Origin of the sequence: Cobetia sp. 10Alg 146 (assembly GCF_029846385.1) — a bacterium.
Classification (GTDB): Bacteria; Pseudomonadota; Gammaproteobacteria; order Pseudomonadales; family Halomonadaceae; genus Cobetia; species Cobetia marina.
The window spans coordinates 97959-111005 of sequence record NZ_JARWKT010000003.1 but is presented as its reverse complement, the minus strand read 5'-3'; the positions used below and the strand labels follow the sequence as shown (position 1 = coordinate 111005).

12 protein-coding genes are annotated in these 13047 nt (G+C 61.7%); 10 read left to right on the top strand and 2 right to left on the bottom strand.

Annotated elements, in window-relative coordinates; all coding sequences use genetic code 11:
• Positions 1 to 82 precede the first annotated feature (82 nt).
• The 10 genes from QD172_RS06515 to ihfA all read left to right on the top strand — a co-directional run bounded on the left by QD172_RS06515 (position 83) and on the right by ihfA (position 10735).
• The gene (locus QD172_RS06515) at positions 83 to 595 is read left to right on the top strand and encodes a DUF2489 domain-containing protein (RefSeq protein ID WP_077374644.1); all 513 of its coding nucleotides are present in this window, start codon (positions 83 to 85) and stop codon (positions 593 to 595) included.
• 111 nt (positions 596 to 706) lie between these two features.
• Entirely contained in the window at positions 707 to 1861 is a 1155-nt protein-coding gene (locus QD172_RS06510) for an amidohydrolase (protein ID WP_279855300.1), read from the top strand.
• 278 nt (positions 1862 to 2139) lie between these two features.
• The gene (locus tag QD172_RS06505) at positions 2140 to 3015 is read left to right on the top strand and encodes an OmpA family protein (RefSeq protein WP_065392602.1); all 876 of its coding nucleotides are present in this window, start codon (positions 2140 to 2142) and stop codon (positions 3013 to 3015) included.
• 346 nt (positions 3016 to 3361) lie between these two features.
• The gene (gene thrS / locus QD172_RS06500; RefSeq protein ID WP_084208127.1) at positions 3362 to 5260 is read left to right on the top strand and encodes a threonine--tRNA ligase; all 1899 of its coding nucleotides are present in this window, start codon (positions 3362 to 3364) and stop codon (positions 5258 to 5260) included.
• A 34-nt stretch (positions 5261 to 5294) separates the two neighbouring features.
• Entirely contained in the window at positions 5295 to 5834 is a 540-nt protein-coding gene (gene infC, locus QD172_RS06495) for a translation initiation factor IF-3 (protein WP_077374638.1), read from the top strand.
• A gap of 100 nt (positions 5835 to 5934) precedes the next feature.
• A complete protein-coding gene (gene rpmI, locus QD172_RS06490) occupies positions 5935 to 6129 on the top strand; it encodes a 50S ribosomal protein L35 (RefSeq protein WP_043335648.1) in 195 nt (64 codons plus the stop codon).
• A gap of 45 nt (positions 6130 to 6174) precedes the next feature.
• A complete protein-coding gene (gene rplT / locus QD172_RS06485) occupies positions 6175 to 6528 on the top strand; it encodes a 50S ribosomal protein L20 (RefSeq protein ID WP_043335644.1) in 354 nt (117 codons plus the stop codon).
• Positions 6529 to 6885: 357 nt separating this feature from the next.
• Entirely contained in the window at positions 6886 to 7905 is a 1020-nt protein-coding gene (pheS, locus tag QD172_RS06480) for a phenylalanine--tRNA ligase subunit alpha (RefSeq protein WP_176493407.1), read from the top strand.
• Between the two features lie 56 nt (positions 7906 to 7961).
• Positions 7962 to 10346: a phenylalanine--tRNA ligase subunit beta gene (gene pheT / locus QD172_RS06475; protein ID WP_279855299.1), complete on the top strand. Its 2385-nt coding sequence runs from the start codon at positions 7962 to 7964 to the stop codon at positions 10344 to 10346.
• Positions 10347 to 10372: 26 nt separating this feature from the next.
• Positions 10373 to 10735, top strand: coding sequence for an integration host factor subunit alpha (gene ihfA / locus QD172_RS06470; RefSeq protein WP_103751403.1), 363 nt, complete (start codon positions 10373 to 10375; stop codon positions 10733 to 10735).
• A 138-nt stretch (positions 10736 to 10873) separates the two neighbouring features.
• On the opposite strand, the gene QD172_RS06465 is transcribed toward ihfA, so the two are convergent.
• Both QD172_RS06465 and QD172_RS06460 read right to left on the bottom strand, forming a co-directional pair.
• A complete protein-coding gene (locus QD172_RS06465) occupies positions 10874 to 12268 on the bottom strand; it encodes a TrkH family potassium uptake protein (protein WP_240704230.1) in 1395 nt (464 codons plus the stop codon).
• On the bottom strand, positions 12265 to 12918 hold the full coding sequence (locus QD172_RS06460; RefSeq protein ID WP_084208131.1) for a TrkA family potassium uptake protein: 654 nt from the start codon (positions 12916 to 12918) through the stop codon (positions 12265 to 12267). The genes QD172_RS06465 and QD172_RS06460 overlap by 4 nt, the downstream gene beginning before the upstream one ends.
• Between the last annotated feature and the right edge of the window lie 129 nt (positions 12919 to 13047).

The window sequence follows — 13047 nt, the reverse complement described above, 5'->3', positions numbered from 1 at the left end:
GGGGTCCCTGGGGCATCGCGCCGCCTTGGGTGTCCCGTCCGCAGTCCCTATACTCGTCACTTGATTTCGGCAGGAGAATCGCATGTCCCTGAGTACCAGCATCATTCTGATCGTCATTGCACTCATCATCATCGCCGGTCTGACGGCGTATGCGCTCAAGTTGCGCCGTGAGGTGAGGAAGCGCGAGGCGTTGCGTGCAGAGGAGTTGACGCGTGCACGCGCCAATTGCCTGGAGAGTCTTGAAGCGATTGCCCGTGCCATGCAGGCCGGCCAGGTGGACCTCGTGGAAGGGGGGCTGCGCTGCAAGGTGTTGATCGAGATACTGGATACCTCGCTGGCAGAGGATGACGTCCTGGGGGCCTTTGGCACCCTGCACGGGCGAGTGTCCCACCTGCATACCCACTCGGCACGCAAGGCACTGAGCCCGCGTGAGCGGCTGGCAGAGGACAAGGAGCGCATCGCCGTCGAGGAAGAGATGGCCAAGCCTCTTCAGCAGGCAGCGCAATGCGTGCTGGAAAGCATGCCGGTGTGGTATCGCGAGTACCTGGGACGTGAACGGCCCGTGGCACCGACGGATCTGGGTCAGGCGCTATAGCGGCATCGGGTGCTGCGCACGGGCGGGGAGAGCATTCGCTTCGGACCCGCGGGTCACGAGCCGCAAGGCATCGTGTGAATTCGGGTGGTATCAGGCCATTGAGAGGCTGGCATGAACAATACGCTCCCGCTGCTGGGAACTGAACTGATCGAGCTGCGTCATGCGCTGCATCGGGCACCGGAGCTGTCCGGGCAGGAGGAAGCTACCTCGGCCCTGATCGCCGGCTGGATGGAAGAGGCAGGCGCCGAGGTGGTCACGGGATTGGGGGGGCATGGTCTGGCGGCCATCTTCCGCGGCGCCGCGCCCGGCCCGCGGGTCATGTTGCGTTGTGAGCTCGATGCGTTGCCCATCGATGAGGTGCCACGGGGAGACTGGTCATCCTGTCACCAGCATGTCGGCCATCTCTGTGGTCACGATGGGCACATGACGTGGCTGCTGGGAGTGGCGCAGCGCCTGGCCAGGCGCCCGGTAGCCAGGGGCGAGGTGGTATTGCTGTTCCAGCCCGCCGAGGAGACGGGAGAGGGTGCGCGTGCGGTGGTACGCACCAAGGCCTTCGAGACCATCAAGCCGGATTTCCTCTATGCCTGCCACAATCTGCCGGGGCGGCCGCTGGGAGAGGTCAGCGTCCGTGATGACGCCTTCACCTGTGCCTCGCGGGGCATGATCGTGCGGCTTTCCGGACTGTGCGCCCACGCAGCCCATCCCGAGAATGGGCGCAGTCCCGCCATGGCCATGTGTCGCATCATGCAGGGACTCTCTCGTCTGCCGCTGCAGTTCGCGGACGAGACGGGGCTTGCCATGGTCACTCTGGTGCACGCGCGGCTTGGGGAGGTCGCCTTCGGCACCGCGCCGGGGGATGTCGAGGTGATGGCGACCCTGCGCACGGAAAGCAACGACATGATGAAGGCCCTCGCCGAGGCGGCGGTCTCATTGGCTCGCAGTGAGGCGGAAGAGGACCATCTCGGCATCGAGGTGGACTGGTGCGATGCCTTTGAGGCGACCTGGAATTCGGCTGAGGCGAACGCGGTGATTCGTCGCGTGGCGGCGCAGGTGGAGCAGCCCTGTCATGAGCTGGATCAGGCACATCGCTGGTCGGAAGATTTCGGAGTGCTGGGGCGAGAATGCCATGCCGCCATGTTCACGCTGGGGGCCGGTGAAGCGCTCCCGGGACTCCATCATCCCCGCTATGATTTCCCGGATGACCTGATCTTGCCGGGTGTCGCGCTCTTCGAGGGACTGGTGCGTCACCACCTGAACGGTGCATGAATCGTGACTTTTACAGCGTCTCTTAAATGATACAGGTAGTGTCAAAGTTTTTCGACGTTGCAAAAAACACTGTTTTCCTTCAACGTATGCATGAGGATCGGTACCGTTTTCAAGGGAAACAGACCCGATCAGAGCTGGAAGGACGCACTCAGATGTGCTTTCTTCTAAAGGGATGAGGTATATAAAATTCCTTTCACCGTAACGAGTTCGGCTCTTATACTCGGAGCCGCTGCGTAACACCCCGTTACAAATAGCGCTGTGTAAAGAAGGAGTCTTACATGAAAAGATCTACGACTGGCCTGGTTCTGGGGTCTGCATTGGTTGTTGGCCTGTCTGGCTGTGCAAGCTCTGCTTCCCAGTCCTCATCCGCTGAGAAGCCGTGGTACAGCCAGCCGTTCGTCTGCGGTCTGGCCGGTGGCCTGATCGGTGGGGGGATTGGTTACGGCGTCTCTGGCGACAGCGACGAAGACACCGGCGCTTCTCTGGGTGCCGTGGGCGGCGCGACTGCCGGTGCACTGCTGTGTGCTGACGACGCTCCGAAGTCCATGGACGACGACGGCGATGGCGTGCCGAACGATCGTGACGAATGCCCGGGTACTCCGGCAGGCGTCGCAGTCGATGCGAAAGGCTGCCCGCTGGACACCGACGGTGACGGCGTTGCTGACTACAAGGACCAGTGCCCGGGTACCCCGGCCGGCGTCACTGTTGACGCGAAAGGCTGCCCGCTGGATTCCGATGGTGACGGCGTGCCGGACTACCAGGACCAGTGCCCGAACACTCCGGCAGGTGCCAAGGTCAACGCCCTGGGCTGTGTCGCTGACCTCGTGCTGCGCGACGTGAACTTCGAGTTCGACTCCGCCAAGCTGACCTCCGGCGCTGAGCAAGTGCTGAACGGTGTGGCTGCCAAGCTGGTGTCCAACGAGAACGTTCGTGTCCGTATCGAAGGTCACACTGATTCCGTGGGTTCTGACTCCTACAACAAGCAGCTCTCCCAGAAGCGTGCTGACTCCGTCAAGGCGTACCTGGCCTCTGAAGGTGTCGGTTCCAACCGCATGGAAACCATGGGTTACGGTGAAGAGCAGCCGGTTGCCAGTAACGACACCGCTGCAGGTCGTGCTGAAAACCGTCGCGTCGAGCTTGCTGAAGTCAAGTAAGCCCATCGCGGTAAGCTGAATCAGACGGGGCGCCTTCGGGCGCCCCGTCTGCGTTTCCCCCCTTCAGGATCATGTACCAGCTCATGGGTGTGTCTTTACGCTATTTGAGTGGGCTGCTAAGGTCTTGTCTCGATCATGGGCCATCGGTCCGTGCGTCCGTGATGTGTGGCCGGCGCGTCAGCGCTCTGCGCCATCACGGCAGCTTCCCCTGGCATCGTAGGCCGGGGACGGCAACCGTTCCGTCCATGATCCGTACCACCCCATCGAGCCGACGCCCCAGGCGCTCGGCTAAATTCGCTTCACGTGACCCTTGGTAAGGGCCACCACTGAATGCAAGGATTCCTTCATGCCTATCGTTACCCTGCCTGACGGCAGCCAGCGTACCTTCGATACTCCGATTTCCGTGATGCAGCTGGCCGAATCCATCGGTCCCGGCCTTGCCAAGGCGTGTGTCGCCGGCAAGATCAACGGCGTCGAAGTCGATGCCGCCGACATGATCACTGAAGATGCTGACGTCGCCATTCTCACGGCCCGTGATGCCGAAGGCCTGGACGTGATCCGTCACTCCTGCGCCCACTTGATCGGTCATGCCGTCAAGCAGCTCTATCCGGATGCCAAGATGGCCATCGGTCCGGTCATCGATGACGGTTTCTATTACGACATCGATTTCGGTCGCTCCGTGACGCCGGAAGACCTCGAGTCCATCGAGAAGCGCATGAAGCAGCTGATCGACAGCGAGTACGACGTGGTCCGCGAGTACGTCTCGCGTGACGAGGCCATGGCCGCTTTCGAGAAGCGTGAAGAGCCGTACAAGCAGGAAATCATCGAAGGCATTGGTGAGGGCGATACCATCCGCCTGTATCACCATGAAGAATACACCGACATGTGCCGTGGTCCGCACGTGCCGAACACGCGTCACCTGAAGCACTTCCAGCTGCTCAAGCTGGCAGGTGCCTACTGGCGTGGTGATTCCACCAAGCCGATGCTTACGCGTATCTATGGCACCGCCTGGCCGGACAAGAAGCAGCTCAAGGCCTACCTCAAGCGTCTCGAGGAAGCCGAGAAGCGCGACCACCGCAAGCTGGCCAAGAAGCTGGATCTCTTCCACATGCAGGAAGAGGCACCGGGCATGGTGTTCTGGCACCCGAATGGCTGGACCATGTATCAGGTGCTCGAGCAGTACATGCGCCGGATCCAGCGAGCCAACGGCTATCAGGAGATCAAGACGCCTCAGGTCGTCGATCTTTCGCTCTGGAAGAAGTCCGGGCACTGGGGGCATTACAACGAGCTGATGTTCACCACCGAGTCCGAGAAGCGCGAGTACGCCGTCAAGCCGATGAACTGCCCGTGCCACGTCCAGGTCTTCAATCAGGGGCTCAAGAGCTACCGCGACCTGCCGCTGCGTCTGGCCGAGTTCGGCTCCTGTCATCGCAACGAGCCTTCAGGCTCTCTGCACGGCCTGATGCGTGTGCGTGGTTTCACTCAGGACGATGCTCACATCTTCTGTACCGATGATCAGGTGCAGTCCGAGGCGGAAGACTTCATCCGACTGACGCTGGAAGTCTATCGTCAGTTCGGCTTCGAGGATGTCGAGCTCAAGCTCTCGACACGCCCCGAGTCGTTCATCGGTGAGCCGGAAGCCTGGGACAAGGCCGAGGCTGGCCTGCAGGCGGCACTGGATGCGACCGGCCTGCCGTGGGAGCTTCAGCCGGGCGAAGGCGCCTTCTATGGACCAAAGATTGAATTCTCCCTGCGAGATTGCCTGAATCGTGTCTGGCAATGTGGTACGCTACAGCTCGACTTCAATCTGCCTGAGCGTCTCAGTGCCCAGTTCGTCGATGAAAGCGGTGAGCGTCGCACTCCGGTCATGTTGCACCGTGCGATTCTCGGCTCCTTCGAGCGCTTCCTCGGCATACTGATCGAGCACCACGCTGGCGCGATGCCTTTCTGGCTCGCCCCGGAGCAGATTGTCGTGATGAACATCACGGATTCCCAGGCAGAATATGCCAAGGATCTGGTCTCTCGCCTCGAGAAACATGACATCCGTGTCAAAGCAGACTTGAGGAACGAGAAGATCGGCTTTAAAATCCGTGAGCATACTCTGCAGAAGGTTCCTTACCTCATCGTCGTCGGCGACAAGGAAGTGGAAGCTGATGCAGTAGCTGTCAGAACCCGTTCCGGTGAAGACCTCGGCACCATGAAAGTTTCAGAATTCATGGAACGCCTGAAGGAAGAACAGGTCTGACAGTAACGAATTTCAGCCAAACGGAGACGCAACGATCAAGCGGAATAATCAGCGCGGACGCCCCCAGGAAAAGCGGGCTCCCATCAATGACCGTATTCGTGCGGACGAAGTCCGCCTCATCGACGCAGATGGAGAGCAGGTCGGCGTAGTGCCGACGAAAGAAGCGCTCACCAAGGCCGAAGAGGCAGGGCTCGACCTCGTCCAGATTTCCAATGCCGATCCCATCGTCTGCAAGATCATGGATTACGGCAAGTTTCTTTTCGATGAGAAGAAACAGAAGAATCTTCAGAAGAAGAAGCAGAAGCAAATCCAGGTCAAGGAAGTCAAATTCCGTCCTGGTACCGATGAAGGTGATTATCAGGTCAAGCTGCGTAACCTGACTCGCTTCATCGAAGGCGGAGACAAGGGCAAGGTTACCTTGCGCTTCCGTGGTCGTGAAATGGCGCATCAGGACATCGGCCGCAAGCTGATGGAACGTATCGCCGGCGACCTCGGTGAACTCGTGACAGTCGAGTCCTTCCCGAAGATGGAAGGCCGTCAGATGATCATGATTCTCGCGCCGAAAAAGAAGTGATCCACAGGCAGTAGAACGGACACATCAGGGTCACGCTTGCGGGCGTGGCTCTTTTTGTCGGCCTTGGATTTTCTCAAGAAACCGAGCGGAGTTAATACTCATGCCGAAGATCAAGACTAACCGCGGCGCTGCCAAGCGCTTCAAGAAGACTGCCAACGGCTTCAAGCACAAGCAGTCCTTCCGTAGCCACATCCTGACCAAGAAGTCGACCAAGCGTAAGCGTCAGCTGCGTGGCATGAAGCAGGTTCACGCTGCAGACAAGGCGCTGATCCAGCGCATGCTGCCGAACCTGTAAGCCGTCCTTACCTCGGTCCAACTTTCTTAATATCAGGAGTACGCTATGTCCCGCGTCAAGCGTGGCGTCGTCGCACGTCGCCGTCACAAGAAGATCATGAAGCAGGCCAAGGGTTACTACGGAGCGCGTTCACGCGTCTTCCGCGTAGCCAAGCAGGCTGTCATCAAGGCCGGCCAGTACGCTTACCGTGACCGTCGTGTCCGCAAGCGTCAGTTCCGTGCCCTGTGGATCGCGCGTATCAACGCTGCGGCCCGCATCAATGGCATGTCTTACAGCCGCTTCATCGCTGGCCTGAAGAAGGCCAATATCGAGATCGACCGCAAGGTCCTCGCCGATATCGCGGTTCACGAAAAAGCTGCCTTTGCTGCCATCGTCGAGAAGGCCAAGGCTGCTCAGTAAGTGACCGGATCAGATGTCGCCCGGCACCGGCCAGCCACGCGAGTGGTGAGTCGAGGCGCGACTGTCGAATGCTTGCATTGGACAGCTCAGGTGGCATCGAGATGACGTGTTACGTCACAGGGGAAGAGCAGCCGCTCTTCCCCTGTTTTTGTTTGGCCTGCCGTCAGAGAATCGGCGGTGGGTCAGCAGTGACATGAACGGGATTGGCCGCGTTGTGGGCCGGTCTCTGGCAAGGGCGCGACCGTCTGTGTGACTCACCGCGGACGGAGCGTTCTCCCTGCCGACCCTCGGGTCGGCGCGACTTCCATTGACGTGGGCTCTACCACGTCGATGACTCAAGCGATCGGAGCTGAACGGATGGAACATCTTTCCACCCTGGTGGACGAAGCACGCACCGCGATCCAGGCGGCCGGAGACGTCCAGACCCTCGATGAGGTGCGGGTACGCTTTCTGGGCAAGAAGGGCGAGATCACCGCGCTGCTCAAGGGGTTGGGCAAACTGTCCCCCGAAGAGCGTCCCAAGGCCGGTGAGACCATCAACGAAGCCAAGCAGCTGCTGAACGGCGAGCTGGAAGCGCGTCGTACCGCGCTGGAAACGGCAGCGCTCAATGCACGACTGGCTGCTGAACGCGTCGACGTCACCTTGCCGGGACGCGGCGAGCCAGTGGGTGGCCTGCACCCGGTGACGCGCACGCTTGAGCGCATCGAGAGCTTCTTCGCGCACATCGGCTACGGGGTTGCCGAAGGCCCGGAGATCGAAGATGACCACCACAACTTCGAAGCGCTGAACATCCCGTCGCATCACCCGGCGCGTGCGATGCACGATACGTTCTACTTCGACGCCACGCGTCTGCTGCGTACGCATACCTCGCCGGTGCAGGTGCGCAGCATGAAGGCCAGTGAACCGCCGCTGCGCATCGTCTGCCCGGGGCGTGTCTATCGCTGCGACTCTGACCTGACCCATACCCCGATGTTCCATCAGGTCGAGGGGCTGCTGGTAGATGAGAACGTCAGCTTCGCTGACCTCAAGGGCACCGTCGAAGAGTTCCTGCATGCCTTCTTCGAGCGCGATGATCTGGAAGTCCGTTTCCGTCCGTCCTACTTCCCGTTCACCGAGCCGTCTGCCGAAGTCGACATCCAGTGCGTGATGTGTGCCGGTGACGGCTGTCGTGTCTGCTCCCACACCGGCTGGCTCGAGGTGATGGGCTGCGGCATGGTGCATCCGGAAGTCTTCCGTCACTCCGGTATCGATAGCGAACGCTTCCGCGGCTTCGCCTTCGGCATGGGCGCGGAGCGTCTGGCGATGCTGCGTTATGGCGTCAATGACCTGCGGTTGTTCTTCGAGAACGACCTGCGTTTCCTTCGCCAGTTCAGCTAGGCACTCATTCACGTATCGCGCCGTGAGGGCGTGAACTTACGGAACAGGACAGCAAGATGAAATTTTCCGAACAGTGGCTGCGTGAGTGGGTGTCGCCGGAACTGAACACCCAGCAGCTGGCCGATCAGGTCACCATGGCCGGCCTGGAAGTCGATGGTATCGAGCCCGTCGCCGGTGAGTTCACCGGTGTGGTCGTGGCCGAGGTCAAGGACAAGCAACCGCATCCTGAGGCTGATCGCCTCAACGTCTGTCAGGTGGATGATGGCAGTGGTGAGCTGGTGCAGGTCGTGTGTGGCGCGCCGAATGTCGCCGCCGGTCAGAAGGTGCTCTTCGCCCAGGTCGGCGCGAAGCTTCCGGGTGACTTCAAGATTCGCAAGGCCAAGCTGCGCGGTGTCGAATCCCGCGGCATGATCTGCGGTGCCTCCGAGCTGGGGCTGGAGGCGGAAGCCTCCGACGGCATCATGGTGCTGGCCGCGGACGCGCCGGTGGGCCGTGATGCCCGCGAATTCCTGAATCTTGATGACAATGCCATCGAGGTCGATCTGACCCCGAACCGTGGCGACTGCCTGAGCGTCAAGGGGCTGGCGCGCGAAGTCGGCGTGCTCAACCGTCTCGCCGTCACGGCGCCGAGCATCGCGCCGGTCGCCGCCCAGATCAATGACACCTTCCCTGTCACCGTCAGCGCGCCAGAGGCCTGCCCGCGCTATCTGGGACGTGTCGTGCGTGACGTCAATGTCGCCGCGACCTCTCCGCTGTGGCTTGAAGAGCGTCTGCGCCGCAGTGGTATCCGCAGCATCGACCCCGTCGTCGACGTCACCAACTACGTGCTGCTGGAGCTCGGTCAGCCGATGCACGCCTTCGATCTGGCGCGCCTGAACGGTGGCATCGAGGTGCGCATGGCGGCCGCTGAAGAGCCGCTGACGCTGCTCGACGGTCAGGAAGTCGCGCTACGTGACGACACCCTGGTCATCGCCGACGAGAAGGGCCCGCTGGCCATCGCTGGCGTGATGGGCGGCGAAGGCAGTGGCGTGAACGGCGAGACGCGCGACATCTTCTTCGAGTCGGCCTTCTTCGCGCCGTTGAGCGTGGCTGGCAAGGCGCGCAGCTATGGCCTGCACACCGACAGCTCGCATCGTTTCGAGCGGGGTGTGGACGCGCAGCTGCAGCGTGATGCCATCGAGCGGGCGACGGCTCTGCTGCTCGAGATCACCGGTGGCAAGCCGGGCCCGATCATCGAGGTCGCAAGCGACGCAGCGCTGCCCAAGGCCGCCGTCGTCAGCCTGAGCGGCGCCAGTGTCGAGCGCACGCTGGGCATGGCATTGCCGGATGCCGAGATCGTCGAGATTCTCGAGCGTCTGGGCATGCAGGTCGTGGCCGATGGCGAGAGCCAGTGGCAGGTGACGGTGCCGAGCTGGCGTTTCGATGTCAGCATCGAGGCTGACCTGATCGAGGAGCTGGCGCGCATCCACGGCTACAACAATCTGCCGGTCAGCCGCCCGAACGCGCGCCTGGCACCGGCCGTGGCCAATGAGACCACCCAGCCGCTGACCAGCCTGCGTCGTCAGCTGGTGGCGCGGGGCTATCAGGAAGCGATCAGCTACAGCTTCGTCGCCCCCGAGCTGCAGAAGACGCTGGACCCGCAAGGGGTGGCGCCGGCACTGGCCAACCCGATTTCCAGCGACATGGCCGTGATGCGCAGCTCGCTGCTGCCGGGGCTGGTCAAGGCACTGAGTCACAACCTCAATCGTCAGCAGTCGCGCGTGCGCCTGTTCGAGACCGGGCTTGTGTTCCGTGGTGAGCTGGACTCCCTCGAGCAGACACCGATGATCGGTGGCCTGATCACCGGTGCACGTCTGCCGGAAGGCTGGAATGGCGGTCGTGACAAGGTCGATTTCTTCGATCTCAAGGGCGATGTCGAGGCACTGCTGGCACTGGGCGGCAACCTGGATGCCTGGCGTTTCGAGGCTGCCGAGCATCCGGCGCTTCATCCGGGTCAGTCCGCTCAGCTGTTCTACAACGGCGAGCCGGCAGGCTGGATGGGGGCTTTGCACCCGGCGGCGCGTGCCGAACTCGGCCTGAAGGTCGAGGTGTTCGTGTTCGAGATCACGCTGGCCGCTGCCTGTGCGGGCCGTCTGCCGCGCTTCGCACCGCTCTCCAAGTATCCGGAAGTGCGTCGTGACCTGGCCTTCGTGGTCGAAGAGGGCGTGCACGTGCAGTCGCTGCTCGACGCCATCCGCTCGCAAGCCGGGGAATGGCTGACGGATCTGCGCCTGTTTGACGTCTATCAGGGCCAGGGGGTAGCCGATGGTCACAAGTCGCTCGCTCTGGGCTTGACCTGGCAGCATCCTTCGCGCACGCTGAATGATGAGGAAATCAATCAGTTAGTCGATGCGATCGTCGCCGATGGCCACACACGTTTCGGGGCGGCGCTGAGAGCATGAGTCGCCACTTGAACGAGGGAGCGGACATGGGAGCGTTGACCAAGGCGGAACTCGCCGAGCATCTCCATGCAGAGCTTGGCATGTCCAAGCGCGAAGCCAAGTCGATGGTCGAAGTCTTCTTCGATGAGATTCGTGGCTGCCTGCGTGAGAACGAACAGGTGAAGCTGTCCGGTTTCGGCAACTTCGATCTGCGTGACAAACGCGAGCGTCCGGGGCGCAATCCCAAGACAGGCGAGGAGATTCCGATCTCCGCGCGTCGCGTGGTGACCTTCCGTCCTGGCCAGAAACTCAAGGCTCGGGTGGATGAGTACGATGGCGAAGGCCATACCCATCAGCGCCTTGAGGAGCATGACGACCACGATGATCATCATGATGACGATGATCACTGAGGTCGCTGGTCGAAGCCGTTGCCGTTGAGCCATTGACAGCTTCGCCGCTCCTGTCGTTCGAGTGAAAAGCCCCGATGCCCTGCATCGGGGCTTTCGTCGTTCAGGGCGAGAGAAAGTGCGTCAGGCAAGTCGTGCTGCCTAGCCGATGGAGAGTTCGGTGCGTGCATAGCTGACGCCGGGACGGCTGCGGGTCGCCAGCAGGTAACCCAGTGCCAGCGGGCCGGTGCGTCCCAGCAACATGGTGATGATGATCAACCACTGTCCGGGAGCGGAAAGCTCCGGCGTCACCCCCAGGCTCAGTCCCACGGTGCCGAACGCCGAGACCGTCTCGAAGGCCAATGATCGGAAGTCGTGGTCGGGGTCGGTGATGGTCAGCCCGAACAGCATGCTGAAGATCAACAGCATGCCGGCCAAGGCCACGGCGATGGCCTTGAAGACAGTCTCGTCTCCGATACGGCGGCCATGCAGGGTCGGTGAGTGTCTCTGGCGCAGGAAGGCGCGAGTGGTCAGCAGCAGCACCACGAAGGTGGTGATCTTGATGCCACTGGCCGTCGAGCCACTCCCGCCACCGATGAACATCATCGCCATGGTCCAGAGGGTCGAGGCCTGTGTCATCGCGGAGGTATCGAACATGCTGAAGCCGGCGGTACGGGGCGTCACTGCCATGAAGGCTGCCGAGATGAAGCGTTCGCCATGATCACGCATGCCTGCCAGGGTATCGGGGTTGCCCCATTCAAGCGCCAGTATCACCACCAGGCTCAACAGGTTGAGTGCGATGGTGGCTTCCAGCACCAGGCGTGTCTGTACGGAGAAGCGTGAGGGGTGCAGCAGCACGCGCCACCCATGCTCACGCCTGCGCTCGCGCAGTTCGCCGATCACGGCAAAGCCGATGCCACCCGTCATGAAGAGCAGGCTGATGACGCTTGCGACCAGTGGGTTGCGGGATTCGCGCAACAGGCTGTCCGGCCACAGGGTGAAGCCGGCATTGTTGAAGGCCGAGACCGAGTGGAAGAGGCTCAGCCACATGCCGCGTCCCCAACCATGGCGTGGCACCCATTCGAGCGCCAGCAGCAGAGCGCCGCCCAGTTCAAGTGTCACCGCAAAGGCGGTGATGACCCTGAGCAGTCGGCCGATCTCGCGTGAGCTGCTGCGGTTGAGCGCTTCACGCAGCAGGCTGGTCTGATGCATCGGCAGTCGTTGCCCCAGCATCACCAGTGACAGGGCGGCGATGGTCATGAAACCGAGGCCGCCCAGCTGGATCAATACCAGCACGACGGCCTGCCCGGCGAAGGTGAACTCGCTGAGCGGGGTGACGGAAAGCCCGGTGACGGTCACCGCCGAGGTGGCGGTAAACAGTGCCGACAGCCAGCTGAGGCCCTCCTGATGCATGCCTGGCAGTTTCAGCAGGCAGGCCCCCAGCATGCTGAGTCCCAGAAAGCCGCCCAGCAGGATCTCCGGAGGCGACAGGTGGATGATGGGGCCACGTGGGCCACGGGTCAGGGGGCGAAGATAGCGTCGGTAGCGCTGCCTCACAGATGCGCCCCCAGCTTGCGCAGCGCGCTCAGTTCGCCGATCAGTACCAGATGATCGCCAGCGGACAGCCGTGTACTGCCGGAAGGCTTGCGATCGAGTGTCGCGCCCTTGCGCAAGGCGATCACGCTGATGTCCTCATCGATGGGGAGCTGATCGAGCTGTTGGCAGTCATCGCACAGACGCTCGCTGACCTCCAGCTCGACCACGAACTGGTGATCGCCCAGGTGGATGAAGTCGACCATGGCGTGATAGGCGAGGCTTTCCGCCACCCGCACGCCCAGGTCGTACTCCGGGTGGACGATGTGGTCCACGCCCAGACGGCTGAGCAGCTTGTGATGCGCATCCGAGGTCGCCTTGACCCACAGTTCCCTGGCACCGAGTTCCTTGGCCAGCAGCGCGCAGATCAGGCTCTGCTCCATCGAGTCAGCCAGATCGATCAACACGGCGTCGAACTGTTCGAGGCCAAGCTCACGCAGGGCATGCTCATCGGTCGGGTCGGCAATGACGGCCTGATTGAGCAGGTCCGCCATGGCATTGAGACGTTTCTCATCGAGATCCACGCCGAGCACTTCATGGTCGTGGCGCCTGAGCTCCCGCGCGACGGTACTGCCGAAATACCCCAGTCCGATCACCGCGAATTGACGATGCATGACGACTCCTTGTCTGCGCTGCTTGAGAGGGCGAGATACCTGTCAGCTCAGCGAATTCCGAGGTTCTGCCGCTAGCGCTTTCAGATGCGCTCATGGATGAGCTTACTCCAGTGACTCGTCGATGTCGGC

What these genes read in the sequence shown, in the direction of transcription:
- QD172_RS06515 (WP_077374644.1), top strand. Translation starts at nt 83, where the DNA reads ATGTCCCTGAGTACCAGCATCATTCTGATCGTCATTGCACTCATCATC.
- QD172_RS06510 (WP_279855300.1), top strand. Translation starts at nt 707, where the DNA reads ATGAACAATACGCTCCCGCTGCTGGGAACTGAACTGATCGAGCTGCGT.
- QD172_RS06505 (WP_065392602.1), top strand. Translation starts at nt 2,140, where the DNA reads ATGAAAAGATCTACGACTGGCCTGGTTCTGGGGTCTGCATTGGTTGTT.
- thrS (WP_084208127.1), top strand. Translation starts at nt 3,362, where the DNA reads ATGCCTATCGTTACCCTGCCTGACGGCAGCCAGCGTACCTTCGATACT.
- rpmI (WP_043335648.1), top strand. Translation starts at nt 5,935, where the DNA reads ATGCCGAAGATCAAGACTAACCGCGGCGCTGCCAAGCGCTTCAAGAAG.
- rplT (WP_043335644.1), top strand. Translation starts at nt 6,175, where the DNA reads ATGTCCCGCGTCAAGCGTGGCGTCGTCGCACGTCGCCGTCACAAGAAG.
- pheS (WP_176493407.1), top strand. Translation starts at nt 6,886, where the DNA reads ATGGAACATCTTTCCACCCTGGTGGACGAAGCACGCACCGCGATCCAG.
- pheT (WP_279855299.1), top strand. Translation starts at nt 7,962, where the DNA reads ATGAAATTTTCCGAACAGTGGCTGCGTGAGTGGGTGTCGCCGGAACTG.
- ihfA (WP_103751403.1), top strand. Translation starts at nt 10,373, where the DNA reads ATGGGAGCGTTGACCAAGGCGGAACTCGCCGAGCATCTCCATGCAGAG.
- QD172_RS06460 (WP_084208131.1), bottom strand. Translation starts at nt 12,918, where the DNA reads ATGCATCGTCAATTCGCGGTGATCGGACTGGGGTATTTCGGCAGTACC.